The sequence below is a fragment of the Roseomonas gilardii genome (assembly GCF_001941945.1).
Taxonomy (GTDB): domain Bacteria; phylum Pseudomonadota; class Alphaproteobacteria; order Acetobacterales; family Acetobacteraceae; genus Roseomonas.
Genome location: NZ_CP015583.1, coordinates 1,739,628 through 1,765,540, shown reverse-complemented (window position 1 = coordinate 1,765,540; position 25,913 = coordinate 1,739,628). Strand labels below are relative to the sequence as shown.

19 protein-coding genes and 1 tRNA gene are annotated in these 25,913 nt (G+C 70.1%); 11 read left to right on the top strand and 9 right to left on the bottom strand.

Going from position 1 to position 25,913, the window contains the following annotated elements:
- The first annotated feature begins 64 nt into the window (after window positions 1-64).
- The 3 genes from hsdR to RGI145_RS07965 are packed head-to-tail and all read left to right on the top strand — an operon-like array spanning window position 65 to window position 6,447.
- Entirely contained in the window at window positions 65-3,469 is a 3,405-nt protein-coding gene (hsdR, locus tag RGI145_RS07975; RefSeq protein WP_075797928.1) for a type I restriction-modification system endonuclease, read from the top strand.
- Window positions 3,466-4,914, top strand: a complete 1,449-nt coding sequence (locus RGI145_RS07970) for a class I SAM-dependent DNA methyltransferase (protein WP_075797927.1) — start codon at window positions 3,466-3,468, stop codon at window positions 4,912-4,914. Before hsdR ends, RGI145_RS07970 begins: the two co-directional genes overlap by 4 nt.
- A 3-nt stretch (window positions 4,915-4,917) precedes the next feature.
- On the top strand, window positions 4,918-6,447 hold the full coding sequence (locus tag RGI145_RS07965; RefSeq protein WP_075797926.1) for a restriction endonuclease subunit S: 1,530 nt from the start codon (window positions 4,918-4,920) through the stop codon (window positions 6,445-6,447).
- Window positions 6,448-6,520: 73 nt separating this feature from the next.
- Here RGI145_RS07965 and RGI145_RS07960 read toward each other — a convergent pair whose 3' ends face one another.
- From RGI145_RS07960 to RGI145_RS07935, 6 genes are all read right to left on the bottom strand, one after another.
- Entirely contained in the window at window positions 6,521-7,321 is an 801-nt protein-coding gene (locus tag RGI145_RS07960; RefSeq protein WP_075797925.1) for a hypothetical protein, read from the bottom strand.
- Window positions 7,318-8,115: a hypothetical protein gene (locus RGI145_RS07955; protein ID WP_156878474.1), complete on the bottom strand. Its 798-nt coding sequence runs from the start codon at window positions 8,113-8,115 to the stop codon at window positions 7,318-7,320. The genes RGI145_RS07960 and RGI145_RS07955 overlap by 4 nt, the downstream gene beginning before the upstream one ends.
- A 48-nt stretch (window positions 8,116-8,163) precedes the next feature.
- Window positions 8,164-8,715, bottom strand: coding sequence for a plasmid recombination protein (locus RGI145_RS07950; protein ID WP_075797923.1), 552 nt, complete (start codon window positions 8,713-8,715; stop codon window positions 8,164-8,166).
- Between the two features lie 424 nt (window positions 8,716-9,139).
- Entirely contained in the window at window positions 9,140-10,852 is a 1,713-nt protein-coding gene (locus tag RGI145_RS07945; protein WP_156878473.1) for a site-specific integrase, read from the bottom strand.
- 72 nt (window positions 10,853-10,924) lie between these two features.
- Window positions 10,925-11,017, bottom strand: a tRNA-Ser gene (locus RGI145_RS07940).
- Between the two features lie 67 nt (window positions 11,018-11,084).
- Window positions 11,085-11,717 (bottom strand): glutathione S-transferase family protein, encoded by a 633-nt coding sequence (locus tag RGI145_RS07935; RefSeq protein ID WP_075797921.1) that lies wholly within the window; start codon window positions 11,715-11,717, stop codon window positions 11,085-11,087.
- A gap of 94 nt (window positions 11,718-11,811) precedes the next feature.
- Between RGI145_RS07935 and RGI145_RS07930 the strand changes: the two genes are divergently transcribed.
- Window positions 11,812-12,165 carry a TM2 domain-containing protein gene (locus RGI145_RS07930; protein ID WP_083670539.1) on the top strand — a complete coding sequence of 118 codons (354 nt, stop codon included), beginning with the start codon at window positions 11,812-11,814 and terminating at the stop codon, window positions 12,163-12,165.
- Between the two features lie 77 nt (window positions 12,166-12,242).
- Here RGI145_RS07930 and gatB read toward each other — a convergent pair whose 3' ends face one another.
- The 3 genes from gatB to gatC are packed head-to-tail and all read right to left on the bottom strand — an operon-like array spanning window position 12,243 to window position 15,479.
- Window positions 12,243-13,697, bottom strand: coding sequence for an Asp-tRNA(Asn)/Glu-tRNA(Gln) amidotransferase subunit GatB (gene gatB / locus RGI145_RS07925; RefSeq protein ID WP_075797920.1), 1,455 nt, complete (start codon window positions 13,695-13,697; stop codon window positions 12,243-12,245).
- Window positions 13,694-15,178 (bottom strand): Asp-tRNA(Asn)/Glu-tRNA(Gln) amidotransferase subunit GatA, encoded by a 1,485-nt coding sequence (gene gatA / locus RGI145_RS07920; protein ID WP_075797919.1) that lies wholly within the window; start codon window positions 15,176-15,178, stop codon window positions 13,694-13,696. Before gatA ends, gatB begins: the two co-directional genes overlap by 4 nt.
- A gap of 1 nt (window position 15,179) precedes the next feature.
- A complete protein-coding gene (gene gatC / locus RGI145_RS07915) occupies window positions 15,180-15,479 on the bottom strand; it encodes an Asp-tRNA(Asn)/Glu-tRNA(Gln) amidotransferase subunit GatC (protein ID WP_027280894.1) in 300 nt (99 codons plus the stop codon).
- 438 nt (window positions 15,480-15,917) lie between these two features.
- Between gatC and RGI145_RS07910 the strand changes: the two genes are divergently transcribed.
- From RGI145_RS07910 to topA, 7 genes are all read left to right on the top strand, one after another.
- A complete protein-coding gene (locus RGI145_RS07910; RefSeq protein WP_075797918.1) occupies window positions 15,918-18,479 on the top strand; it encodes a mechanosensitive ion channel family protein in 2,562 nt (853 codons plus the stop codon).
- Window positions 18,480-18,625: 146 nt separating this feature from the next.
- On the top strand, window positions 18,626-19,102 hold the full coding sequence (gene ruvX / locus RGI145_RS07905) for a Holliday junction resolvase RuvX (RefSeq protein ID WP_027280893.1): 477 nt from the start codon (window positions 18,626-18,628) through the stop codon (window positions 19,100-19,102).
- Window positions 19,103-19,189: 87 nt separating this feature from the next.
- Window positions 19,190-20,131 (top strand): aspartate carbamoyltransferase catalytic subunit, encoded by a 942-nt coding sequence (locus RGI145_RS07900; protein WP_075799936.1) that lies wholly within the window; start codon window positions 19,190-19,192, stop codon window positions 20,129-20,131.
- Window positions 20,131-21,411, top strand: coding sequence for a dihydroorotase (locus RGI145_RS07895; RefSeq protein WP_075797917.1), 1,281 nt, complete (start codon window positions 20,131-20,133; stop codon window positions 21,409-21,411). Before RGI145_RS07900 ends, RGI145_RS07895 begins: the two co-directional genes overlap by 1 nt.
- A complete protein-coding gene (plsY, locus tag RGI145_RS07890; protein ID WP_027280890.1) occupies window positions 21,411-22,022 on the top strand; it encodes a glycerol-3-phosphate 1-O-acyltransferase PlsY in 612 nt (203 codons plus the stop codon). Before RGI145_RS07895 ends, plsY begins: the two co-directional genes overlap by 1 nt.
- Window positions 22,019-23,179: a DNA-processing protein DprA gene (dprA, locus tag RGI145_RS07885; protein WP_075797916.1), complete on the top strand. Its 1,161-nt coding sequence runs from the start codon at window positions 22,019-22,021 to the stop codon at window positions 23,177-23,179. Before plsY ends, dprA begins: the two co-directional genes overlap by 4 nt.
- A complete protein-coding gene (topA, locus tag RGI145_RS07880) occupies window positions 23,176-25,908 on the top strand; it encodes a type I DNA topoisomerase (protein WP_075797915.1) in 2,733 nt (910 codons plus the stop codon). Before dprA ends, topA begins: the two co-directional genes overlap by 4 nt.
- Window positions 25,909-25,913 lie beyond the last annotated feature (5 nt).

Here is a 25,913-nt window from a genome sequence, read left to right as displayed (position 1 = left end):
TGCAGCGGCCCTGCCGCTTCTATCGTCGGTCCCCCGACTGAAGAGGAGCGGCAAGGGCGCCAGGATGAGCGAAGACACGGCAGCGCCATCCAAGAATTTCGGCTTTCTCGCGGGGCACGACATCCAGCTTGTTCGTCTTGCCGCCCTCGCCGAGACCTATTTCCGCACCGACCCCAACGCGGCGCTGACCAAGCTGCGGTTGTTCGGCGAAGGACTCGCGCGCCGCGTGGCGGCAAGTACCCGAAACCTGCCCGAGGACGGCGTGCGGCAGGTTGATCTTCTCCGCCGCCTGGAAGACCGGGGCGCCGTCCCCCGGGAGGCCGCGCGCCTGTTCCACCAGCTTCGCACCTTCGGCAACAAGGCAGCGCACGAGGGCTTCGGCGACCACGAGACGGCGCTCTCCTGCCTCAAATTCGCTTGGCAACTCGGCGTGTGGTTCCATCGGTCCTATGGCGGCGCACCGCAGTTCCAGCCAGCGCCCTTCGCCCCGCCCCCTGCCCCGGAGCGGGTTGCCGCCGCGCTCGCCAAGGAAATCGTCCGGCTCCGGGAGGAACGCGCCGCGGCGCTGTCCAGCGTGGATCGCGCCCGCGAAGCCCAGGAGGCGGCGGAGGCCGCGCGCCTCTCCGCGGAGGAACGGCGTCGCCAGGAAGCCGGGCAGCGGGAAGCCCTGGAACGCCAACTCGCCGATGCCGAGGCGCACCGCGCCGCGATGGCGGCCGAGCTTGCCGCCGCCCAGGCTGCCGCCGCGGCGCCCCCCGAACGGGTGGAAGCCCTGATCGAGGCGGCGACCGAAGCCGATCGCGGCATCGCCCTGGACGAGGCCGCCACCCGCACGCTCATCGACCAGCAGCTTCGAGACGCCGGGTGGGAGGTGGACAGCGCCACCCTGCGCCACGCCGCCGGTGTCCGACCGGCGCGCGGGCGCGCCATGGCGATTGCGGAATGGCCGACCGATTCCGGTCCGGCCGACTACGCGCTTTTCCTTGGCACCACCCTGCTTGGCATGGTGGAGGCCAAGAAGCGCAACCGGGCCGTCGCGGCCTGCCTTCCCCAGGCGGAACGCTACAGCCGGACCGTCCGGCTGGCGTCCGACGCCGACCCCGCTGGTGGGCCGTGGGATGACTTCCGGGCGCCGTTCGTCTTCTCCGCCAACGGCCGCCCGTACCTCAAGCAGATGGAGACTGAGTCCGGCATCTGGTTCCGCGACGTCCGCCGCGGAACCAACCACGCCCGTGCCCTGGACGGCTGGTATTCCCCGGACGGTCTGCGCGCGCTGCTCGGCCAGGACATCGCCGCCGCCGATGCCGCGCTCCGGGCGAAGCCGTTCGACTTCGGCTTCGAGCTTCGCCGCTACCAGGAAGCCGCCATCCGCAAGGTGGAGGAGGAGCTTGCCGCCGGGCGCCGGGCGATGCTGCTGGCCATGGCGACCGGCACCGGCAAGACCAAGCTCGCCATCGCGCTCCTGTCCCGGCTCCTGGACGCCCGCCGGTTCCGCCGGATCTGCTTCGTGGTGGACCGGCGGACGCTCGGCGATCAGGCCGAGCGCGAGTTCGGCGACACCCGCATCGTCAGCACCACCACCTTCGCGGAGACCTTTGGCATCAAGGGGCTGAAGCACGTCACCCCGGACGACAGCACCCAGGTCCACATCTGCACCATCCAAGGACTCGTCCGCCGCGTGCTGTTCCCGGGCGACGCCCCCGCCCCGCCGGTGGACCAATACGACCTGATGGTGGTGGACGAGTGCCATCGCGGCTATCTCCTCGACCGGGAGATGACCGGCGAGGAAATCGAGTTCCGCGACCAGGCGGACTACCAGTCGAAATACCGCGCCGTCCTGGAGCACTTCGACGCGGTGAAGATCGGCCTAACCGCCACTCCGGCGCTGCACACCAAGGACATCTTCGGCGCCCCGGTGTTCGAATACAGCTACCGCCAGGCTGTGGCCGACCGCTTCCTGATCGACCAGGAGCCGCCGATCCGCATCGAGACGGAATTGTCAGCGGACGGCATCCACTGGCGCCGCGGCGAGCAACTGGACCTGTTCGACCCTACCACCGGCGAACTCCGCGCCGCCGACGCGCCCGACGACCTGGACTTCGACGTCGAATCCTTCAACCGCCGGGTCATCACCACGGCTTTCAACCGGACCGTCGCCGAGGAACTGGCGCGGCAGATCGACCCCTCGCTCCCCGACAAGACCCTCATCTTCGCCGTCAACCGCCGCCATGCCGACCTGGTGGTGACCGAGGTGAAGCGCGCCATGGAAGCCGCCTATGGCGCCCTGCCGGACGGCGCCGTCCGCCGCGTCACCGGCGACATTGACCGCGTGGACGACCTGATCCTGTCCTTCCGCAACAACGACCTGCCGAAGATCGCCGTGACGGTGGACCTGCTGACCACCGGCATCGACGTCCCGCGCATCACCAACCTGGTTTTCCTTCGGCGGGTGAATTCCCGCATCCTCTATGACCAGATGGTCGGCCGGGCGACCCGCCCATGCCCGGAGATCGCCAAGGAAACCTTCCGCATCTTCGACGCGGTGGACCTCTACCCCACCCTGTCGCGCCTCTCCGACATGAAGCCGGTCGGCGTCGCCCCGGTGTTCTCCTTCGAGACCCTGTTGCAGGAATTGGCGGCGGCCGGGAAGGACAGCCATCGCGAAATCCTTGCCGAGCAGATCCGCGTCAAGCTGCGCCGCCGCCTGCGCAACCTCGCCCCGGCGGCCCGCGACCTGTGGCGGCAGCAGGCCGGGGAGACGCCGGAGGAAACCTTGCACCGGCTCGACCACGCGCCCCCCGGAGACGTCGCCGCCTGGCTGCGGGACCGTCCGGCGGATCTCGGCGCCATCCTGGACTGGAACCCGGCCCGCGGGACGGCGCCGCCCCTGCCGGTCTCGAACCACCCGGACGCCATCCGCTCCGTCACCCGGGGCTATGGGAAGGATGGCAGCATCACCCGACCGGAGGACTATATCGACGCCTTCGCCGCCTTCGTCCGCACCAACCTCAACCGCATCGCCGCCCTGGCCGTGGTGGTGCAGCGCCCGCGCGACCTCGACCGCGCCACCCTGATCAGCCTGCGCCGGGCGCTGGACGACAGCGGCTATCCGGAAGCTCAGGTCCGCCGGGCCTGGGAGCAGGCGGGCAGCGCCGATATCGCCGCCTCGATCATCGGCTACGTCCGTCAGGCCGCCCTCGGTGACCCGCTGGTGCCCTACGCCGACCGGGTCCGGCGCGCCCTCAAGACCATCCTTGACCGGGAGACGTGGACGCCGATCCAGCAACGCTGGCTTCGCCGCCTGGGCGAGGAAATCGAGCGGGAAACCGTGGTGGACCGCGAGGCCCTGGACACCGGCCAGTTCAAGGTTGACGTGGGCGGCTTCGAAGGGCTCAACCGCCGCTTCGGCGGGCGCCTGGGTGAGATCCTGGGCGACCTGAACGAGGAAATCTGGAGACAGGCGAGTTGACGCAAGGACGGACGGTCAAGGATATTGGCGCCAAGCTCTGGCAGTTGTGCAGCGTCCTCCGCGGCGACGGTGTCACCTACCAGGATTACGTGACGGAACTCACCTATCTGCTGTTCCTCAAGATGGCGCAGGAGACCGGGATGGAGAAATCCATCCCGAAGGACTGCCGGTGGGCGCCGCTCGCCGAGGCCGTCGGACAGACCCAACTCGACCTCTACCGCGCCATCCTGCTGAAGCTCTCCGAGACCCGGCGCGGCCTGCTCGCCGACATCTTCGCCGACGCGCAGACCAAGCTCCGCAAGCCCGCCAACCTCAAGGCCCTGACCGAGGCCATCGACAGGTTGGACTGGTTCAGCGCCCGCGAGGAGGGCTTGGGCGACCTCTACGAGGACCTGCTGGAACGCAACGCCGCCGAGAAGAAAAGCGGCGCCGGGCAGTATTTCACCCCCCGGCCGCTGATCGACAGCATCATCCATCTGGTGAAGCCCCAGCCGGGCGAGGTGATCCAGGATCCGGCGGCCGGGACCGGTGGCTTCCTGGTGGCCTGCGACCACTACGTCAAGCAGCAGACGGATGACCTCTACAGCCTGAGCGAGGCCGACCGCACCTTCCAGCGCCAGGACGCCTTCACCGGCCTGGAACTGGTGCACGACACGCACCGGCTCTGCCTCATGAACCTGATGCTGCACGGCATCGAAGGCCGGGTGCGCATGGGCGACACGCTCTCCTCCGACGGCGAGGCGCTGTCCCGGGCGGACCTGATCGTCACCAACCCGCCCTTCGGCACCAAGCGCGGCGGCGAGCGCCCGAACCGGGCGAGCTTCGTGGAGACGCGTGGCTCCTCCAACAAGCAACTGGCCTTCGTGGAGCACGTCTATCGCAACCTCGCCCCGGGCGGCCGGGCGGCCGTCGTGGTGCCGGACAACGTGCTATTCGAGGACAACACGGGCCGCGCCGTCCGCCAGCAACTCATGGCGATGTGCGACCTGCACACCATCCTCCGCCTGCCGACCGGCATCTTCTACGCGGGCGGCGTGAAGACCAACGTGCTGTTCTTCACCCGCGGCCGGAGCAACCATGGCAACACGCGCGACGTCTGGATCTACGACATGCGCACCGGACAGGCGCCGTTCGGCAAAACCCGCCCGCTGACCCGCGAGGACTTCGCCGCTTTCGAAGCAGCGTTCGGCGACGACCCGCTCGGCAAGGCGCCGCGCCAGGACCAGGGAGAGGAAGGGCGGTTCCGCTGCTTCAGCCGGGCTGCCATCGCGGACCGGCAGGACAATTTGGACATTGCGTGGCTGCGCGGCGCTGAAGAAGCGGGCGAAGACTCTTTGGAGGACCCGACCGACATAGCCGCCGCCATGGTGGAGCACCTGCGCCGGGCGCTGACCCGGGCGGAGGCGCTGGCCGAGGAATTGGCTCCGACGGGACTGGACGCCTGACCGATGCCCGAATCCTTGCCGAATGGGTGGGCCACCGCGCCGGTTGGCTCCCTCGCGGATCTTCAGCTTGGGAAAATGCTGGACCGCCAGAAGAACGTTGAAGGCACCGCTGGCCCCTACCTGAGAAACATCAACGTCCGTTGGTTCGCGTTCGACCTGTCGAGCTTGGCCGAGATGCGCTTCAAGCCAGACGAGGTTGAGAAATTTTCCGTCAGAGACGGCGATGTCCTGATTTGTGAGGGCGGCGAGCCAGGACGTGCGGCGGTTTGGCGGCGCGGTCCCACTGACATCAAGTTCCAGAAGGCGATCCACCGAGCCCGGTGCGGCCCTGCGCTGTTGCCCGAGTGGCTGCCTCTCTTCCTCCGGTGCATGGCCCAAAATGGCGGCCTGAACGATTTCCTTACCGGGACGACCATCAAGCATCTGCCCGGGGAGTCACTTGCCCGGATTCCCATGCCGGTGCCGCCGCTGGCCGAGCAGCGCCGGATCGTGGCGCGCATCGAAGCGCTGTTCGGCGCCATCCGGGACGCCCGGAACGACCTCGACCGCACCCTTGTCCTTGCCGAGCGGTTCCGCAATGCCCTTGTCGCCGCAGCGATATCAGGCGAACTGACTTCTGACCGAAGCGGAAGCGGGACGTCCGCTGAAGAAAGTGGCGTGTTCATGGACCGGCTGGCGAGTGAGAGGCGCCAGCTTTGGGAACAGAGTGAGCTTGCCCGTGCTGCCGCCAAGGGGCGCCGCTTGAAAGACAACTGGAAGGATCGGTTTCCCTCGCCCGTCAGGCCGGTCGAGCACTACGCCGACTCTCTGCCAGCCGGGTGGACTCTGGCCAGCCTGGATCAGCTTGCTTGGGCTGCTTCCTATGGCACATCCGAGAAGTGCGACCCCGCAGCCAGCGGCTCTCCCGTTCTACGGATCCCCAACGTCGCACGGGGGGCAGTCGACTTATCCGACCTGAAATTTGCCACAGGAGACCTGGGCTTGGTTCCCGGCGAAGCCGTTGCGCCGGGAGACCTGCTTATTGTTCGCACGAATGGCAGCCCGGACCTCGTAGGACGAGGTGCAGTCGTGCGGCAATCCCTGGAACGCGACGTCTATTTTGCGTCCTATCTCATTCGCTTCCGGCTGGTTGGAAATGACACGCTGTGGCGGTGGATCGCGCTTGTCTGGCATTCGCCCATGATTCGTGACCAGGTCTTCGCGAAGGCGGCGAGTTCAGCGGGACAATACAACGTCAGCATGACCGAGCTTGCCAGTTTCGCGCTCCCTATCCCTCCGGAGGCGGAGCAAGCCCGCCTCGTGAATTTGGTCGAGGAGCGCCTGAAGGTTGCTGACGAAATGGAACGTCAGGCCCGGGCGAGCCACGACCTGCTCAGTCGATTGGAGCGGCAAATCCTTGATGCCGCCTTCCGTGGCGACCTCGTCCCCCAGGACGCCGCCGACGAACCGGCCGAGGAAACCCTCGCCCGCCTGCGACAGGAGGCGGAGGCACCCGCCGGTCCAAGGGGCCGACAACGGCGCCGGGCGGCCTGATCCGCCGCACCGCTGTGACCACCGCCGGACCGGCGCGCAAGGAAAACCAGCTTGCGCCGGTTGCCGCCGCCCATCATGGCGAAGGGCCGCCCCGCGGCGCCGGGGCGGCAACCCGCGGCGGGGCGCCGTCCTCCGGGGCGGCTGGCGGCCACAGCCCGAGCGGCGGCGTTGCCGAACGCCGGGCGACGTCCGGCCAGAGTTCCATGGCTTCCGTCCCGATCCGCGCCAGTTCCCCAAGGGCAGCGCGGCGCCCGGCCTCGCTGCACCGCGCCGCCCGCAGCCGCGCGGCGAACGCCATGGCCGCCCCGGGCGACAGCACGTTGAGGGCGGCGGCATGGGCGGGCGCAAGGAAGTCCACCCTCTCCGGCATCAAGCCCGGCGCCAGCACCGGCACGCCGGTCACTTTCCACGTGGCGTAGGCGGTCGCGGCCTCCGCCTGCGCCCACAGCGGCACGGCGCCGCCCCCGGCGACGCGCTCGCGGAGCCGTTCCAGACGGGTCGGGCGCGAAGCGGTCGGATGGCGGCCGTCGTAGCCTGCGAACGGGTCCGGCAGGCGCAGTTGCGCGACCAGCGCCGCCATGCTGCCGCCGAGCGCGCGCAGAAGGAGTTGCCCCTCCGCCAAGGCCAGGAAATCAGCGACCAAATCCTCCCGGGCCGGGAGCCGGAGCGGACGGAAGCGGCGCCACCAGGCCCACCACGCCCAGCGCCGCACCAGCGCCCGCAGCAGGGACCGCAATTCCAGCACCTCGAACCAGACCGGCAGGCGCCCGAGCCGCGCCTCAAGCCATTGGACCAACACTCGGTCGGGCGCATCGGGCGGCGGCGACTCCGCGTCGTCGCCGGGGGCGAGCCCCAGCAGGCCAAAGACGATCATGGCTTTCTCCTTGGTGCTGGCGCCTCCGGGACCGCCTCCGGGGCCGGAGGCGCCGCCGGACGGAGGCGGGAAACCTCGCGCGCCAGCCGGTCACGCTCGGCACCCAGCGAGGCGGCGGCCCCGGACGTGGCGGCGAGTCTTTCCTCGGTGGCGCGGAGCCGGTCGCGCAGCCGGTCGGCCTCGGCGTCCGCCGCCGTGATGCGGCCGAGGACGAGCCTGCGCTCCTCGGCGCGGGCCGCGCCCGCCGCCTTCCGCGCGACCGCCGCCGGAGCCGTGCCGAGCACGCCATGCCAGAGCGCCCCCAGCCAGGCCCCGAGACCGCGCGCGCCACGCCGGATGCGGTCGGCCTCGGCCCGCGCGGTGCCAAGGACGCGCCCGGCCTCACCCTGCGCCTGGCGCAGCAGGCGCCGTCCCCGCGCTTCCATAGCCCGCGCCCGCCGTTCCGCCTCCGCGCGCTCCACCTGCGCGGCGTCGGCCGCCGCCCGTGCTTCGGCGGCGCGCTCCCGGGCGGTCCTGATCGCCTCCCCGGCGCGGGCGGCAGCTTCTTCCGCGCGCACCTGCAAGGACACGGCGGCGGCCTGCTTTTCCTCGGCCGCGCCGGTCACGCGGGCGGCGTCCTGCCGGGCGGCGTCTGCTTCGGCGCGCGCGGTGTCGGCGATCCGCAAGGCTTCCGCCGCGGCGCCGACGGCGGCCTTCTCCGCATGCCAGGCGGCCCGCGTCAGCCGACGTCGCGCCGGTCCGATGCGTGCGAGGCCGCAAGGAATCCCGACCGTGCGCCAGAATCCATCCTGCATGGCGCGCATGGCTGCGCGATAGGCGACGTCCCCGGCCGCGTTCGCCGCTTAGGCATCGGCGCCTCCGGCACTCGCAGCGGCCTTGGCATTCTCCTTGGCCGCGACGCCCGGATGCAGGCGCCGCGCCCGCATCTCGGCGTCCGACGGCAGGATGTAGGCGTGAAGGTGCGCGTGGGCTTCGTCCACATGACGGACGACAGTGGCGAGATCGTCGCCCCATTGCTCCCGCAGCCACGCCACGACCCGCGCCTCCCAAACGGCGACCTCCGCGGCCAGGGCGGGATTCCGCTGCGTCTCGGCGACCGTGGCGGGGTGCGAGGCGACCACGGTCAGCAGGGTCAGTTGGTCCTGCCGGATACGCCGCGTTTTCCCACCGGCTATGGTCGCGCGGGCAGCCTCGGCCTGTGCGTCGTGAAGCGCGCGCAAATCCGCCAGCGGAAGGCCGAAAACCAGTTCCGGCGGCGCGGGCGCCGCGACATGGGCGCAGGAATCCGGCCGCCGCTCCGCTTCCGCGAGGACGAAATCAACCGACCGGCCCCGCGCGTCGGCTTTCCGCGCGTAGCCCTCGATGTGCACGAACTGGAATCCCAGCGCCTCCATGCTGCGATCTGTTCGGCGAAAGGATGCAAGCCACAAGGAAACGGAGAGGCAGCCACTTCGCGTAGTGACCGACTACCGCTATTCCGCTCCGGGCTTCGCCCTGCGCTCCATAGCTGTCGGGTCCTCTCGGGGCGCTGCCCCGGCCGGACGGCCTCCCTGCCAGGGCGCCGCCCTGGACCTGCCCGGGGGACTGGCGCCGCCCCCGAGACCCCCGCGATCCGCTTTCCCTCGCCGTCACCCTGCCGCCGTGCTCACGCGCATCAAGGTCGCGCCTGCGGCGCGCCGCTCCGCGGTGGCTTCGCCAACCTTGACCCGCGCTGCGCGCGACGGCCGGGCCGGTGGCGTCGGGACGAGGGGCGTCCCGATTCGTTCAGCCACGCCTCCGGCGGGCCGAACAAGGGGCAACTCTGATCGGCGAGATTGGTCACTCCCTTCGCGGCCGACCTCGCCTCGGCCGGACGGCGGCCAGCGCCTCGAAGTCGAGGCCCCGGAACACACTCAGGTCGATCTCCGGCGGCAACTCAGCCCGGGCGACGGCGGCGAGTTCGCTGCGGTTCATGCCGTGGTCGCCGTAGTTGTCATGAACGCCGCCGAGTTCGTGCCCGACCTGGAGCCGGATGGCGCGCGGATCAATCTTCAATTCCCGGTCCAGGGCAATCTTCGCATGCCGCAGCCCGTGAAACATGGTGAACAGCCTGGGGTCCAGACCGGCGGTCCGGAACAGGCGCGCCATCCGCTTCGAGGCGGTGTCGGCCGGGTCCTTCGCTTCGTGCAGGCTCTTGAACATGAAGCCCTCACCCCGCTGCGCCCAGTTGATGAAGCCTGTTTCGGCCAGCACGTCATGCAGCACGAAGTAGGTCAGGGACTCGTCGGTCTTGAACGGCACCGTCACCCACCGCTCGCCGTTCCATACGCTGTCGCGCGGCGGAACGACCCAGCAGCCATGGTATCGCTGGATGTCCTCCCGGCGCAGGAAGGTGAGCAGCCCCAACCGGCGGCCGGTCAGGAAGCCCAGCAGCGGCAACAGCGCCTCGGCAAGCATTCCGCTTTCAACACCGGCACGGAAGACGCGGTTCAGCGCGGCGTAGTCGGGCGCCAGCCGGTGGCGCGCCTTGGGGACGCCCTTGGGTATGACGATCCGCACGCCCTCCAAGGTGAAGGGAATGCCCGCGCTGGCGCAGCCGTCGCGCAGGATGGTCTTGACCTTGCCGAGGTAGTTGTTGACCAACGTGCTCTCGCTCAGTCCCTTGGCCCCCCGCGCCTTGGCCTCGGCAATGTATCGTCGGACGTCTTCAATCCGGTAATCGGGGTTCTTGGAAATGTTGGGCGGAAGGTGGCGGACGTCATTGACGAAGTTCTGGATGTCGTCCTGCGTGTATTGGTTGACCGGCTTGTCCCCGCACAATTGCAGGAAAACGGCCTTGCGATGACGCACGTATTTGAGTTCGTCATATCCATCGCCATGCGCCAAGCGTAGCTTCTCGTGATAGGCGTCCGCCGCGGCGCTAAACAGCGGACCATGCTTCACCGCGGTCGCGGCGGCGAGCTTCGCCTCCATGGCCGCCTGCTTGGCCTGCACGTCCTGGACGACGGTGAGCACCTTGGCGATGTCCGCAGCCGGTTCCCGTGGCGGCAAGGGAGGTTCGCCCAGATGCTCGCGGCCTGTCCCCTCGTCGGTGATGACCCTCCGAAAGTAGGATTCCAGGGCCGCCCCCTGATTTCGCGCCAGCGCGCTGCCGGTGGTGCGGTCCGCGACGAGATCGGCCAGGCCATCCAGCCCGGCGGCGACCATCCGGGGGGCAAGTGTCGCATCAGACGGCTGGCACCGGTCTGCGTCGTCCAGTCCGCGCAGAAGCAGGAGAATCGATTTGAAATCGTCCCGAAGCAGGGACGCGACTGTTGACCGGGGATCCGGTGTCCTGATGCCAGCCTCGGCCATGTCGTGGAACCTCTCACGCTCGAGATGGATGCTTGCGGTGACCGCAAGGACCCGAGCAGCGACTTGCGCCGCACGCTTTGGGATTGCTCCAAGCGTGATTCGGATCGGCGAGGATTTCAACGAAAAGTTGAAGCGGGCGGGCACCCGCATCTGGAAGACCCAGGCAGACCCCTTGCGGGTCAGGTGGCGGCCATGCACGGCGGGTTACAATCCGGGGTACAAATCGCCCGGTCACACCGCCGAAAGCCTAGGAAATCCGTGGACAGAAAATGGCGGAGGGGATGGGATTCGAACCCACGATAGGACTTGACATCCTATAACGGTTTAGCAAACCGCCGCCTTCGGCCACTCGGCCACCCCTCCGCAGGAGTGGAAAGTCTCACGGCGTTGCGGGGGTGCTTCTAGCCGTGACCGAAGGCGCCGTCAAACCTCAGGACAGCGGGATTTCGAAGCCGCGCTTCACCGCGGGGCGGGCCATCATCCGGTCGTACCAGGCGGCCACGTTCGGCAGGCCGTCGAAGGGCACCAGGTGCCGCTCATGCCGCCAGGCCCAGCCGAGGATGGCGAAGTCCGCCACGCTCGGCTCTCCCTCGGTGGCCACGAAGTCGCGCCCGGCCAGGCGCCTGTCGAGCACGCCATAGAGACGCTTCGTCTCCTTGCCGTAGCGCTCCACGCCATAGTCGCGCGCCGGCCCCTCCGGCTGTCCCAGGAAGTGGTGGACCTGCCCCGGCATGGGGCCGAATCCGCCCATCTGCCACATCAGCCATTCCAGCACCGGGACCCGGGCGCGCAGGTCGCGCGGCAGGAACTTCCCGGTCTTTTCGCCGAGGTAGAGGAGAATCGCGCCCGACTCGAAGACGCTGATCGGCTTTCCGTCCGGCCTCTCCGAATCGACGATGGCCGGGATGCGGTTGTTCGGGCTGATCCTGAGGAAGTCCGGCTCGAACTGCTGGCCCTTGGTGATGTCCACGGTCTTCACCGTGTAGGGCAGGCCCATCTCCTCCAGCGCCACGCTGATCTTGCGTCCGTTGGGCGTGTTCCAGGTGTGCAGCGTGATGCTCATGCCGGGCCTCGTCTTGCGATGGTGGCTGGACCACTCCGGCGGCGCGGCCCGAATCCCTATATGGAAGGGGAAGAGGCCGAAGAGGATCTGCCGGATGTCACAGTCCTTCAACGTATCGCCCAGCGGTCTCCCCCAAGGGGCGGCGCCGGGCGAAGCGATGATGATGATGCAATACGACGCGAACAAGAAGTCGGCCCTGGTGGCCTATGTGCTGTGGTTCTTCCTGGGCTGGCTGGGCATCCACCGCTTCTATCTGGGCCGGACCATGAGCGGCGTGGTGATGCTGTTGATCACGGCTTTGAGCTGGGTGCTGAGCCTGATCTTCATCGGCCATCTGGGCTTCCTGCTGGTGGGTATCTGGCTGTTCGTGGACATCTTCCTGATCCCCGGCATGACCCGCCGCTACAACAACGAGCTGATCGCCTCGCTGCGGGGCGGCAGGGCATGAAAAAGGGGCCGGCGGCATGTGCCGCCGGCCCCTTCCCTGGCATGCTTTCCTGGCGCGGACGGAACCCGGCGCCGGGCTCAGCCGGCGAGCTTCGCCTTGATGACCTCGTTCACCAGGGCCGGGTTGCCCTTGCCCTGCATGGCCCGCATCGTCTGGCCCACGAAGAAGCCGAAGAGCTTGTCCTTGCCGGAACGGTACTCGGCCACCTTGTCGGCATTCTTCGCGAGGACCTCGTCCACCACCGCCTCGATGGCGCCGGTGTCGGTCACCTGCTTCAGCCCCCGCTCCTCCACGATCTCGCCGGGCGCGCGGCCCGTCTCGACCATGGCCTCGAAGACCTCCTTGGCCAGCTTGCCGGACAGGGTGTTGTCCGCCATCAGGTCCAGCAGCGCGCCCAGGTCCTTCGCCGAGACGGGCGAGGTGGTGATGTCCGTCCTGGTGCGGTTCAGCGCGGCGAAGAGATCGCCCATCACCCAGTTGGCCGCCTGCTTGGCGTCGCGCCCGCGGGCGACCTCCTCGTAATAGGCGGCCGTCTCCTTCTCCAGCGTCAGCACATGGGCGTCATAGGCGGTGAGGCCGTATTCGCCGACATAGCGGGCGCGGCGGTCGTCCGGCAGTTCGGAAAGCCCGGATTTCAGCCCCTCGATCCAGGCCGGCTCCAGCACCAGCGGCGGCAGGTCCGGGTCGGGGAAGTAGCGGTAGTCATGCGCATCCTCCTTGGAGCGCATGGAGCGGGTCACGCCCCGGCCGGTGTCGAAGAGCCGCGTCTCCTGCTCCACCGTGCCGCCCGATTCCCAGACCTCGATCTGGCGCCGCGCCTCGGCCTCGACGGCCTGCATGACGAAGCGGATGGAGTTGACGTTCTTCACCTCGCAGCGCGTGCGGAACCCCTCCCCCGCCTTGCGGACGGAGACGTTCACGTCGGCGCGGAGGCTGCCTTCCTCCATGTTGCCGTCGCAGGTGCCGAGATAGCGCAGGATCTGCCGCAGCTTGGTGACATAGGCCCCAGCCTCCTCCGGCGAGCGGAGGTCCGGCTCGGAGACGATCTCCATCAGCGCCACGCCGGCCCGGTTCAGGTCCACGAAGGTTCGCGACGGGTCCTGGTCGTGCAGCGACTTGCCCGCATCCTGCTCCAGATGCAGGCGGGTGATGCCGATCTCCTTCGCCGTGCCGTCGGAGAGCTCGATGGTCAGCTTGCCCTCCCCCACGATGGGGAAGGCGAACTGGCTGATCTGATAGCCCGTCGGCAGGTCGGCGTAGAAATAGTTCTTCCGGTCGAAGCGCGACCAGGGATTGATCTTCGCCTTCAGCCCCAGCCCGGTGCGCACCGCCTGGGCCACGCATTCCCGGTTGATGACCGGCAGCATGCCCGGCATGCCGGCATCCACGAAGGAGACCTGGCTGTTCGGCGGAGCGCCGAACTCGGTCGCCGCCCCGGAGAAGAGCTTGGCTTCGGAACTGACCTGGGCATGGACTTCCAGCCCGATCACCAGTTCCCAGGGGCCGGTCTCGCCCTCGATCGTATAGCTCATGCGAAAGCCCTCACGCCCGGCAGGGCGGTGAAATCGGCGGCCCGCTCCAGGGCGGTGCCGACCGCGAAGACGGTCTCCTCGTCGAAGGGCTTGCCGATCACCTGCAGGCCCAGCGGCAGGCCCTGCGCGTCCAGCCCGGCCGGGACCGAGAGCCCCGGGAGGCCGGCGAGGTTCGCCGTCACGGTGAAGACGTCGTTCAGGTACATGGCGACGGGGTCGTCCTGCTTCTCGTCCGCGCCGAAGGCGGCCGAGGGCGTGGCGGGCGTCAGGATGGCGTCCACCTTCTCCCAGGCCTCGTCGAAGTCGCGCTTGATCAGCGCCCGCACCCGCTGCGCCTTCAGGTAGTAGGCGTCGTAGTAGCCGGCGGAGAGCACATAGGTGCCGATCATGATGCGGCGCTTCACCTCGGCGCCGAAGCCGGCGGCGCGGGTGTGCTCGTAGAGATCCTTGAGATCGCCGCCCGTGGAGACGCGGGCGCCGTAGCGCACGCCGTCATAGCGGGCGAGGTTCGAGGAGGCCTCGGCCGGCGCCACTATATAGTAGGTCGGCAGCGCGTATTTCGTGTGCGGCAGGGAGATCTCCACGATCTCCGCGCCCTCGGCGCGCAGCCAGTCGAGCCCCTGTTCCCAGAGCCTGCCGATCTCCTCCGGCATGCCCGGCAGGCGGTATTCCTTGGGTACGCCGATGCGCAGCCCCTTCACCCCGCGCGCGCAGGCCGCCGCGAAATCCGGCACCGGCAGTTCCACCGAGGTGGAGTCCTTGGGGTCGAACCCGGCCATGGAGCCGAGCAGCAGGGCGCAGTCCTCCACGGTCCGTGCCACCGGCCCCGCCTGGTCGAGCGAGGAGGCGAAGGCCACCACGCCCCAGCGCGAGCAGCGGCCATAGGTCGGCTTGATCCCGGCGATGCCGCAGAAGGCCGCGGGCTGGCGGATGGAGCCGCCCGTGTCGGTCGCCGTGGCGCCCAGGGCCAGCCGCGCCGCGACGGCGGCGGCGGACCCGCCCGAGGACCCGCCGGGGACCAGCTTCGTGTCCGGGTCGTTGCGGCGGGACCAGGGATTCTCCACGCCGCCGAAGGCGGAGGTGGCGTTGGAGGAGCCCATGGCGAACTCGTCCAGGTTCACCTTGCCCAGGAAGACCGCGCCGTCGCGCAGCAGGTTGGCGGTGACGGTGCTCTCATAGGGCGGCACGAATTCGCCCAGGATGCGGCTGGCTGCCGTGGTGCGGGTGCCCTCGGTGCAGAACAGGTCCTTGATGGCCAGCGGCACGCCGTCCAGCCTGCCCGCCTGCCCCGCCTTGCGGCGGGCGTCGGAGGCGCGCGCGGCCTCCAGCGCCTTCTCCGCCGTGACGGTGATATAGGCGTTGAGCCGGGGGTTCAGGGCCTCGATCGCATCCAGATGGGCGCGGGTCAGCTCTTCGGAGGTGATCTCGCCCTCGTTCAGCGCGTCCAGCGCGCCACGGAGCGTGAAATCGGTCGGGCGCATCTTATTCGACGACCTTCGGAACGGTGAAGAAATCGCCCTGGCGGTCGGGCGCGTTGGCGAGGACCTTCTCCGGCATGCCGCCGTCGGTCACCACGTCGTCCCGCATGCGCAGGACGGCGAGTTCCGGCATGGCGGCACCGCCCGCCATGGGCTCGATGCCGGCCGTGTCCACGGCCTGGAGTTGTTCCACCCAGGCCAGGATGCCGTTCAGCTCGGCTTGCAGGCGCGTGACCTCCTCATCCTCCAGATGGATGCGGGCGAGCGACGCGACGCGCCGGACGGTGGCGGTATCGAGCGACATGTTCGGGAAGGAACCCCAGTTCAGAGTACAGACAAGGGCCAGGAAGCGAGCGACGGGCCCGAAGTCAAGGGCCGTGCGTCGCTGACCGCCGCGAAGCGGCCCCGGAAAGGCGCACGGACAGACCTGCCCCGCCCCCGCCGGAGATGGCGGGCCGGGACGGTTTCCGGCCTGAAACCCGGGGCGCCCCACCGGCTTTTGCCGCTGACGGGTGGGAAGCGCCGGGAAACGAAGCGTAACCCCGGGAGCGCAACGGTCGATCCGGAGGCGGGTTCGGCCTAGAAGCACCGCTCACCGAGATAGACCACGGCCGGACCAGGGGCCGCGGAGCCTTGGCCTGTCCTTGGAGCCGCGCCCCGGCACAGCGAAAAGGACAGTGACTGGATGAGGCTATCACGCGTCGGACACGGACCGGCCCCTGGCCGGGACCGCCGAAGGACCATGACCGCCGGGGCGAGACGCCAAGGCGCGGGGTCCCCGGCTCCGGCCTTTGGCCTGCTCCTGCTCGCCCTCCTGCTGGCCATGGGCGCGCCCGGCCTGTCCCGGCCCGCCCTGGCCCAGAACGCCGCCACGGCCCCGCAGTCCAGTGCAGCGCAGCCCAGTGCCGCGCAGCCGGGCCTGACGCCCGAGGAGGCGCGACGGGCGCTGGAGGTGCTGCAGAACGACGCGCGCCGCCGGGACGTGATCACCACCCTGGAAGCCATCGCCCGCACCGCACCGGCCTCCACCCCGGCCACGCCGTCCACCCATGGCGCGCCCGTTCCGGGCGGCGCCACGGCCCCGGCGGCAGGAGGCACGGCCGAGAGGGCCCCCGCGCAGCCTTCCGAGGCCACACCGGCCACCGCTGCCCCCGCCGCCGGGGCCGCGGCGCCGGGGACGCCGGAGCGGGTCTCGCTGCAGGCGGACGGCATCCTGGCGCAGCTCATCGTCGCGCTTTCCGGCTGGTTCGGGAATGCCTCGGGCTACCTGGTCACGGCGGGGCGGACCGTGGGCAATGTCCCGATGGTCTGGGACTGGATGGTCCGCACCGCGACCAACCCCTATGCCCAGTCCACCGCCCTCGACGCGGGCTGGAAGCTGGTGCTGGTCTGCGCCCTGGCCTGGACGGCCCGCCGCCTCGCCAGCCGTGCCCTGCGCCGGCCGACGGCGATGGTGATCCACCGCGCCGAGGAAGGCGTGGCCCGGCGCCGGCGGGAGCGCGAGGCCATGGGGCCCGACGCGGCCGGCCTCGCCAGCCGGGCGGAGTTGCGCTTCCTGCGCCGGCTGCCCCTGGCCCTGCTGCGGCTGCTGCTGGAACTGCTGCCCATCGCCGCCTTCGCCGCCGTGGGCAACCTGCTGCTGGCCACGCCGCTGAACGATGGCTGGACGGTGCCGCTGATCATCCTGGCCGCCGTCAATGCCTATGTGATCCAGCACACGGTCATGGCCATCTGCCACATGCTGGTCTCACCGGATTACGAGGCCCTGCGTCTCTTCGACATCAGCGACGAGACCGCCGCCTATGTCGAGGTCTGGCTGGCCCGGATCAGCCGGGTCGTGGTCTATGGGATGGCGGTGCTGGAGATGGCCCGGGTGCTGGGCCTCTACAGCCTCGCCTATACCTCCGCGGCGAAGCTGCTGATCCTGGCCACGCACCTGATGATGGTCGTGGTGGTCCTGCAGTGCCGCAAGCCGGTGGCCGAGGCGATCGCCGCCCCGCACGGCTCGCACAGCGCCTTCGCCCTGGCGCGCAACTGGCTGGCGGCCATCTGGCACGTGCTGGCGATCTTCCTGATCCTCGCCATCTGGTTCGTCTGGGCGGTGGAGATCCGCAACGGCTATGGCCTGCTCTTCCGCTATTTCGGCCTGACCGTGGTGGTGCTGGTGCTGGCGCGCCTGATCACCGTCGGCATCCTGGGCCTGCTGGACCGGATCTTCCGCATCGATGCGGAGAAGAAGCTGCGGCTGCCCTTCCTGGAGGAACGGGCCAACCGCTACTACCCCGTCCTGCGCCGGCTGATCTCGCTGGCCATGGCGGTGGTGACGGTGCTCGCCGTGCTGCAGGTCTGGGGGGTGGATGCCTTCGCCTGGTTCCAGAACGGGCGGCTGGGCGAGCGCATCGCCAATTCCGCCGTGGTGGTGCTGATCGCCGCCCTGGTGGCGGTGGTGATCTGGGAACTCACCAATTCCTGGGTGGACCGGCAGATCGGCGACATGGCCGCGCGGGGCGACTATGCCCGCTCCGCCCGGCTGCGCACCCTGCTGCCGCTGCTGCGCACCGCGCTGCTGACCGCCATCCTGATCGTGGTGGGCTTCACCGCCCTCAGCCAGCTCGGCGTCAACATCGCCCCGCTGCTGGCCGGCGCCTCGATCATCGGCGTGGCGCTGGGCTTCGGCTCGCAGAAGCTGGTGCAGGACGTGATCAACGGCATGTTCCTGCTGCTGGAGAACGCCATGCAGGTGGGGGACTGGGTGACGGTCTCCGGCCTGTCCGGCTCGGTGGAGGCGCTGTCCGTCCGCACCATCCGGCTGCGGGCGGGGGACGGGTCGGTGCATGTCATCCCCTTCTCCTCCGTGACCACGGTGACCAACACCAACAAGGGCATCGGCAATGCCGCGGTCTCCGTTACCGTCGCCTCGGACGAGGACACGGACCGGGTGGGCGAGGTGCTGAAGGAGATCGGCGCCGGGCTGCGGCAGGACCCGGCCTTCCGCGACAACATCCTGGACGACTTCGCCCTCTGGGGTGTGGACAAGGTGGATGGCGCCACCGCCACCGTGGTCGGCCAGATGAAGTGCCGCGACAGCGGCCGCTGGGGCGTGCAGCGGGAGTTCAACCGCCGCATCAAGAAGCGCTTCCAGGAGTTGGGGATCCAGATCGCGCTTCCGGCGCAGACCGTCATCCTCGCCCGCACGCCGCGGCATGAGGAACACCGGCCGGAGCCCGTGCCAGACAAAGCCGGGGACCCGTCCGGCGCCGAGACGCGCTCGCCGCCGCCTTCTGCGCTCAGCAACACGGAGTGAGCGGACGGAGCCTCACCTGTCAAACGAGAATTCCGGGCCAGAAGGTTGATTTCGCGATCATCCTGGCCTGGACAGCCGATGCGGCAGGGCTGGGTGGCGCGGCTTCCGCTTGACGGCGGCCACGCCCCCGGCGAAAGCCCGGGCTCATGCCCCTCCTGCTCCTGCCCGAATTGCGGGCCGCCCTGCCCCGGGATGCCCGGCTGATCGGGATCGATCCCGGCCGCCGGACCATCGGCCTCGCGCTTTCGGACGTGCTGCTGATGCTGGCCTCGCCCTATCGCTCCATTCCCCGGGGCAAGCTCGCCGCCAATGCCGCCGAGATCCGTGCCGTCGCGGACCGGGAAGGCGCGGGCGGGCTGGTGGTGGGGCTGCCGCTGGGGCTGGACGGTTCCTTCGGCCCCGCCGCCCAGGCCGCCAAGGACTGGGGCATGGCCGTGTCCGAGGCCGTGGGCCTGCCCGTCTCGCTCTGGGACGAGCGCCTGTCCTCCTCCGCCGTGAACCGGATGCTGGTGGAGGAGGCCGACCTGTCCCGCGCCAAGCGCGCCAAGGCGGTGGATGCCGCCGCCGCGGCCTACATGCTGCAATCGGCGCTGGACGCCACCCGCCCCCCGCCCGCCCCCTGACACCCCCCACCGGACCGGAGCGCGGCGGGCTTCCGCCGAATCCACGCCGCGCCTATGGTCCGCCGCGACATTGGACGCCTGCCCGGAATGGTTGCCTTCCCCTCCCGACATCTCCTGGCCATCGAGGGCCTGCATCCCCACTATATCGGGGAGTTGCTGGACCTCGCCGAAAGCTACGCCCTGCTCAACCGGTCCGGGCAGACCCGGCGCGACGTGCTCAAGGGCCGCACGCTGATCAACCTCTTCTTCGAGGACTCGACCCGCACCCGCACCTCCTTCGAGCTGGCGGGCAAGCGGCTGGGCGCGGACGTGATCAACATGTCCGTCTCCAACAGCAGCGTGAACAAGGGCGAGACGCTGCTCGACACCGCCTCCACCCTGAACGCCATGAAGACGGACCTCCTGGTGGTCCGCCATGCCCAGTCCGGTGCCCCGGCCCTGCTGAGCCAGAAGGTGGACGCGGCGGTGATCAACGCGGGCGACGGCACGCATGAGCACCCGACCCAGGCCCTGCTGGATGCGCTGACCATCCGCCGCCACAAGGGGAGCCTGGAGAACCTGACCGTCGCCATCTGCGGCGACGTGCTGCATTCCCGGGTCGCGCGCTCCAACATCCACTTGTTGAGCGCCATGAACTGCCGGGTGAGGATCGTCGGCCCGCCGACCCTGATCCCCTCCGCCGCCGACCGGTTGGGGGTGGAGATCCACCACGAGATGCGCACGGGCCTGAAGGATGCCGACGTGGTCATGATGCTGCGCCTGCAGAAGGAGCGCATGGCAGGCGGCCTCGTTCCCTCGGCCCGCGAGTTCTTCCGCTTCTACGGCCTGGATGCCGAGAAGCTGCGCGCCGCGAAGCCCGATGCCATCGTCATGCATCCCGGCCCGATGAACCGGGGCGTGGAGATCGACAGCGCCGTGGCCGACGACCCCAGCCGCAGCGTGATCGGCGAGCAGGTGGAGATGGGCGTGGCGGTCCGCATGGCCGTGCTCGACATCCTCTCGCGTGGCCCGGGCCGGAACGACCGCTGATGACCGATACGATCCTCACCAACATCCGGCTGCTCGACCCGGCGAGCGGCCTCGACGGTGCCGGCAGCCTGCTGCTGCGCGGCGGCACGATCGCCGAGGTGCTGCAGGGCGGCCCGGCGGGCATCCCCGAGGGCGCCACGGTGGTGGATGGCGGCGGCGCCTGCCTGGCCCCCGGCCTGATCGACCTGCGCGCCGCCGTGGGCGAGCCAGGCGCCGAGCACCGGGAGACCATCGCCTCCGCCGCCCTGGCCGCGGCGGCGGGCGGGATCACCACCCTCTGCGCCCTCCCGGACAGCGAGCCAGCGCTGGACGATCCGGCGCTGCTGCAATTCGTGCTCCGGCGTGGCGAGGCGACGGGCAGCCTCTCGATCCTCCCCTATGGCGCCGCCACGCGCGGCTGCGCCGGCAAGGAGATGACCGAGTTCGGCCTGTTGCGGGAGGCCGGGGCGGTCGCCTTCACCGACGGCAACCATGCCATCGGCGATGCGAGGACCATGCGGATCGCCCTCTCCTACGCCCGGGCCTTCGGCAGCTTCATCGTGCAGCATCCGGCGGTGCCGAGCCTGTCGCGCGGCGCGGCGGCGACCGAGGGCGAACTGGCGACGCGGCTGGGCCTGCCCAGCGTGCCGGCGGCGTCCGAGGCGATGCAGGTCGCCCGCGACATCGCCCTGGCGCGGCTGACGGGCGGCCATGTCCACTTCGCCCATCTGTCCACCGCGGCGGCGCTGGAGCTGGTGCGGGAGGCCAAGGCCGAGGGGCTGCGCGTCACCTGCGACACCGCGCCCCCCTATTTCGACCTGAACGAGACGGCGATCGGCGACTACCGCACCTATGCGAAGCTGGAGCCGCCGCTGCGCCCCGAGAGCGACCGCGAGGCGGTGGTGGCGGCCCTGGCCGACGGCACGATCGACGCCATCGCCTCCGACCATCAGCCGCGCGATGCGGATGACAAGCGCCTGCCCTTCGCCCAGGCCGAGGCCGGCGGCGCCGGGCTGGCGACGCTGCTCGCCGTCACCCTGGCCCGCGTCCATGCCGGGGACCTGCCGCTGCTGCGGGCGCTGGAGCTGCTGACCGCCGCCCCGGCGAAGCTGCTGGGGCTGGAGGCCGGGCGCCTGGCCGCCGGCGCCCCGGCCGATCTCGTGCTCTTCGACCTGGAGCGCGCCTGGAAGGTCGAGGCCGGGAAGCTGCCCGGCAAGGCGCAGAACTCGCCCTTCGACGGGCGCGCGCTGGAGGGGCGGGTCCTGGGCACCTGGAAGGCCGGGCGGCGGGTCTTCGGCTGATGAATCCCTGGACCCTGCATCTGCTGGGGCTGCTGATCGGGCTGCTGCTGGGCTCCATCCCCTTCGGCCTGATCCTGACCCGCGCCGCCGGGCTGGGCGATATCCGCAGCATCGGCTCGGGCAATATCGGCGCCACCAACGTGCTGCGCACCGGCAACAAGAAGCTGGCCGCCGCCACGCTGCTGCTGGATGCGCTGAAGGGCACGGCGGCGGTGCTGCTGGCCGTGGCCCTGCTCGGCCCCGGTGCCGCCCCGGCGGCGGCGGTGGGCGCGGTGCTGGGCCATTGCCATCCCCCCTGGCTCGGCTTCCGGGGTGGCAAGGGCGTGGCGACCTCGCTCGGCGTCTTCCTGGCCCTGTCGGTCTGGGTCTTCCTGGCGGCGGCCCTGGGATGGCTGCTGGTGGCGAAGATCACCCGCATCTCCTCCGCCGGCGCGCTGGGCGGGCTGGCCATCGCGCTGCTGGCCGCCTGGGCGCTGGAGGTGCCCGCCGTCGCCATCGCCGTGACGCTGATCGTGCTCTACGTCTATGTGCGGCACCACGCGAATATCGGCCGCCTGCTGGCCGGCACGGAGCCGCGCATCGGGCAGGGCAAGGAGAAGCCGGGCGCTTGAACGAGGCGGAAGCCCTGGCCCGGCTCCGGCTGGCCCGCACCGACGGTATCGGCACGGTCCGCTTCCGCCAGTTGCTGGAACGCTTCGGCAGCGGCCTCGCCGCGCTGGAGGCCCTGCCCCGCTGGCCGGCGCGCCGGGACGGCGGGCGTTTCGAGCCACCGGCCCCCGGCACGGTCCAACGGGAATACGACACGGTGCGGGAGGCGGGAGGCCGCTTCCTGTTCTGGCAGGAGGAAGGCTATCCGGAGCTCCTGTCCCTGATCGGCGATCCCCCGGCGGTGCTGGCCGTGCTGGGCGACCCGGCCGTCCTGGCGCTGCGGCAGGTGGCCATCGTCGGCGCGCGGAACGCCTCCGCCCCCGGGCGCCGTATCGCCGAGGAGATCGCGGCCGCGCTGGCGGGCGACGGGATCGCCGTCACCTCCGGCCTGGCGCGCGGAGTGGACACGGCGGCGCATGAGGGTGCCTTGCGGAAGGGGCGCACCGTGGCGGTCCTGCCCGGCGGGCTGGACATTGCCTACCCGCCCGAGAACGCGCGGTTGCAGGAGCGGATCGCGGCGGAGGGCGGGGCGCTGGTGGCGGAGTATCCGCTGGGGACGCAGCCCTCCGCCCGGCATTTCCCGCGCCGCAACCGGATCGTCGCCGGGCTCAGCCTGGGCGTGGTCGTGGTGGAGGCCGCGATGGGCTCCGGCACCCTGCTCACCGCCCAGCATGCCATCGAGGCCGGGCGTGAGGTCTTCGCCGTGCCGGGCAGCCCGCTCGACCCGCGCTGCCGTGGCTCCAACGACCTTCTGCGGCAGGGCGCGACCCTCTGCGAGCATGCCGGGGACGTGCTGGCGCACCTGCCGGAAGCCCCGCGGCCGGTTTCCCTGCTGCGGCCGGAAGCGGGCCGGAAAGCGCGGCCCGGACCCGGCCCGGAGGCGTTGGATTCGCCGCCAGAACCATCGCAGGACGCCTCGGACACAGACTATCTTCTTGACCTGATTGGCTATTCTCCCGTGGCGGTTGACGAAATCCTGCGCCGCTGCCACCTCTCCCATTCCGATCTTCAGGGCCTGGTCGCCGATCTCGAGATCTCGGGGCGGATCGAGGTGCTGCCTGGAAACCGTATTGTCCGGTCTGCCGTTGCGGGCCGGGAGGACACCTCAGAGCGAAAATGACCGACGTCGTCGTCGTAGAATCCCCCGCCAAGGCCAAGACCATCAACAAGTATCTGGGTGGCGGCTACAAGGTCATCGCCTCCTTCGGCCATGTGCGCGACCTGCCCGCAAAGGACGGTTCGGTGCGGCCCGAGGAAGGCTTCGCCATGGACTGGGAGTCCGAGGAGCGCGGGGAGCGGCAGCTCCGCGAGATCGCCTCGGCGCTGAAGGGGGCCAAGCGGCTCTTCCTCGCCACCGACCCGGATCGCGAGGGCGAGGCCATCTCCTGGCATGTGCGGGAGATGCTGGAGCAGAAGCGGCTGCTGAAGGGCCTTGAGGTCCACCGCATCACCTTCAACGAGATCACCAAGCGCGCCATCCAGTACGCCATCGAGCATCCGCGCGACCTGGATACGCCGCTGATCGAGGCCTATCTGGCCCGGCGGGCGCTCGACTACCTCGTGGGCTTCACGCTCTCCCCCGTGCTGTGGCGCAAGCTGCCGGGCAGCCGTTCGGCCGGGCGGGTGCAGTCGGTCGCGCTGCGCCTGATCTGCGAGCGCGAGGCGGAGATCGAGGTCTTCCGGCCGCGCGAGTACTGGACGGTGGAGACCCGCTTCGCCACGCCGATCGGGGCGCATTTCACCGCGCGGCTGACGCATCTCGACGGCAAGCGGCTGGAGCAGTTCGACCTGCCCGACGAGGCCGCCGCGAAGCGCGCCGTCGCCGCCATCGAGGCGGGCGAGTTCAGCGTCGCCTCGGTCGAGAAGAAGCGGGTCCGCCGCAACCCGCAGGCGCCCTTCACCACCTCGACCCTGCAGCAGGAGGCCTCGCGCAAGCTCGGCTTCGGCGCCCAGGCGACGATGCGCCTGGCGCAGCAGCTCTATGAGGGCGTGGAGATCGGCGGCGAGACGGTCGGCCTGATCACCTATATGCGGACCGACGGCGTGCAGATGTCGGCCGAGGCGATCCAGGCCATCCGCGGCCATGTCGGCGAGGAGTTCGGCCAGAACTACCTCCCGCCGCAGGCCCGCGAGTATTCCTCCCGCGCCAAGAACGCCCAGGAGGCGCACGAGGCGATCCGCCCCACCGATGTCGCGCGCACCCCGATGCAGGTGGCGCGCTACCTGAATCCGGAGCAGCGGCGCCTCTACGACCTGGTCTGGAAGCGTGCCGTGGCCAGCCAGATGGCCTCGGCGGAGCTGGACCAGACCACGGTGGAGATCGCCGAGGGAACGGGCCGGACGAAGCTGCGCGCCACCGGCTCGGTGATCGCCTTCGACGGCTTCCTGAAGCTGTACCGGGAGGATGTGGACGATGCCCCCGCCGCGCTCGGCGAGGAGGACGGGCGCGTCCTGCCGCCGGTGGCGGAGAAGGACCCGCTGAAGCGCGGCGAGGTGGCGCCGGAGCAGCATTTCACCCAGCCGCCGCCGCGCTATTCCGAGGCCTCGCTGGTGAAGAAGATGGAGGAGCTCGGCATCGGCCGCCCCTCCACCTATGCCTCGATCCTGCAGACGCTGCAGGACCGCAGCTATGTGAAGCTGGAGAAGCGGCGTTTCCAGCCGGAGGATCGCGGACGGCTGGTCACCGCCTTCCTGGTCGCCTTCTTCGAGCGCTACGTGGACAGCAACTTCACCGCCGCGCTGGAGGAGAAGCTCGACGACATCAGCGGCGGGCGCGCCGACTGGCGGGAGGTCATGGCCGAGTTCTGGGATGCCTTCTCCAAGGCCGTGGCCGCGACCAAGGACCTCAAGATCAGCGACGTGATCGACGCGCTGGACGAGGATCTGGGGCCGCACTTCTTCCCGCCGGCCGATGACGGCAAGGACCCGCGCGAATGCCCGAACTGCCATACCGGGCGGCTCGGCCTGCGGCTGGGAAAGACGGGCGCCTTCATCGGTTGCTCGAACTACCCGGAATGCCGCTACACCCGCCCGCTGATCGCCCCGGGCGCCGAGGGCGACGAGGCGGCGGGCTTCGCGGACGGGGTGCGCGAGCTGGGCGCGAGCCCGGAGGGCGTGCCGGTCACCATGCGGCGCGGGCCCTATGGCATCTATGTCCAGCTCGGCGAGCCGGGGGTGGATGCCAAGGGCAAGCCGACCAAGCCGCGCCGTGCCAGCCTGACCCGGGGCATGGAGCCGGAAGGCGTGACGCTGGAACGCGCCCTCGCCCTGCTCTCCATGCCGCGCATCGTCGGGGTGCATCCCGAGACGGGCGAGGAGATCACCGCGCATCTCGGCCGCTTCGGTCCCTATCTGACCATGGGCACGCTCTCCAAGTCGCTCGACAAGGATGACGACGTGCTGACCATCGGGCTGAACCGCGCCGTGGCGCTGCTGGCCGAGGCCAAGCCGCGTTCCGTGGTGCTGGGCGAGCATCCGAAGGATAACGCGCCGGTGGAGATCCGGCGCGGGCGCTTCGGCCCCTATGCCCAGCATGGCCAGACCGTGGCCAGCCTGCCGCGCAATGTCCAGGTGGAGGATTTCACCCTGGAGCAGGCGGTGGCGCTGCTGGCCGAGAAGGGCAAGCAGCTCGCGCCCAAGGGGAAGGCGGGAGCAAAGGGCAAGGCCAAGGCAACGGCGAAGAAGGCGGCGGCGAAGCCCGCCGCCGAAGCCGGGGAGGAGAAGAAACCCGCCGCGAAGAAGGCCGCGCCGCGCAAGGCGGCCCCCAAGGCGCCCTCCAAGGCAACGGCCAAGCCCGCCGCTGGCAAGCCGGCCACCAAGCCGGCGGCGCGCAAGACCGCCAAGGCCTGAGCGGG

Excerpts from the sequence above, each read along its gene's own strand:
- hsdR (WP_075797928.1), top strand. The coding sequence starts at position 65 with ATGAGCGAAGACACGGCAGCGCCATCCAAGAATTTCGGCTTTCTCGCG.
- RGI145_RS07965 (WP_075797926.1), top strand. The coding sequence starts at position 4,918 with ATGCCCGAATCCTTGCCGAATGGGTGGGCCACCGCGCCGGTTGGCTCC.
- RGI145_RS07960 (WP_075797925.1), bottom strand. The coding sequence starts at position 7,321 with ATGATCGTCTTTGGCCTGCTGGGGCTCGCCCCCGGCGACGACGCGGAG.
- RGI145_RS07955 (WP_156878474.1), bottom strand. The coding sequence starts at position 8,115 with ATGCAGGATGGATTCTGGCGCACGGTCGGGATTCCTTGCGGCCTCGCA.
- RGI145_RS07950 (WP_075797923.1), bottom strand. The coding sequence starts at position 8,715 with ATGGAGGCGCTGGGATTCCAGTTCGTGCACATCGAGGGCTACGCGCGG.
- RGI145_RS07935 (WP_075797921.1), bottom strand. The coding sequence starts at position 11,717 with ATGAGCATCACGCTGCACACCTGGAACACGCCCAACGGACGCAAGATC.
- RGI145_RS07930 (WP_083670539.1), top strand. The coding sequence starts at position 11,812 with ATGTCACAGTCCTTCAACGTATCGCCCAGCGGTCTCCCCCAAGGGGCG.
- gatB (WP_075797920.1), bottom strand. The coding sequence starts at position 13,697 with ATGAGCTATACGATCGAGGGCGAGACCGGCCCCTGGGAACTGGTGATC.
- gatA (WP_075797919.1), bottom strand. The coding sequence starts at position 15,178 with ATGCGCCCGACCGATTTCACGCTCCGTGGCGCGCTGGACGCGCTGAAC.
- gatC (WP_027280894.1), bottom strand. The coding sequence starts at position 15,479 with ATGTCGCTCGATACCGCCACCGTCCGGCGCGTCGCGTCGCTCGCCCGC.
- RGI145_RS07910 (WP_075797918.1), top strand. The coding sequence starts at position 15,918 with ATGACCGCCGGGGCGAGACGCCAAGGCGCGGGGTCCCCGGCTCCGGCC.
- ruvX (WP_027280893.1), top strand. The coding sequence starts at position 18,626 with ATGCCCCTCCTGCTCCTGCCCGAATTGCGGGCCGCCCTGCCCCGGGAT.
- RGI145_RS07900 (WP_075799936.1), top strand. The coding sequence starts at position 19,190 with ATGGTTGCCTTCCCCTCCCGACATCTCCTGGCCATCGAGGGCCTGCAT.
- RGI145_RS07895 (WP_075797917.1), top strand. The coding sequence starts at position 20,131 with ATGACCGATACGATCCTCACCAACATCCGGCTGCTCGACCCGGCGAGC.
- plsY (WP_027280890.1), top strand. The coding sequence starts at position 21,411 with ATGAATCCCTGGACCCTGCATCTGCTGGGGCTGCTGATCGGGCTGCTG.
- topA (WP_075797915.1), top strand. The coding sequence starts at position 23,176 with ATGACCGACGTCGTCGTCGTAGAATCCCCCGCCAAGGCCAAGACCATC.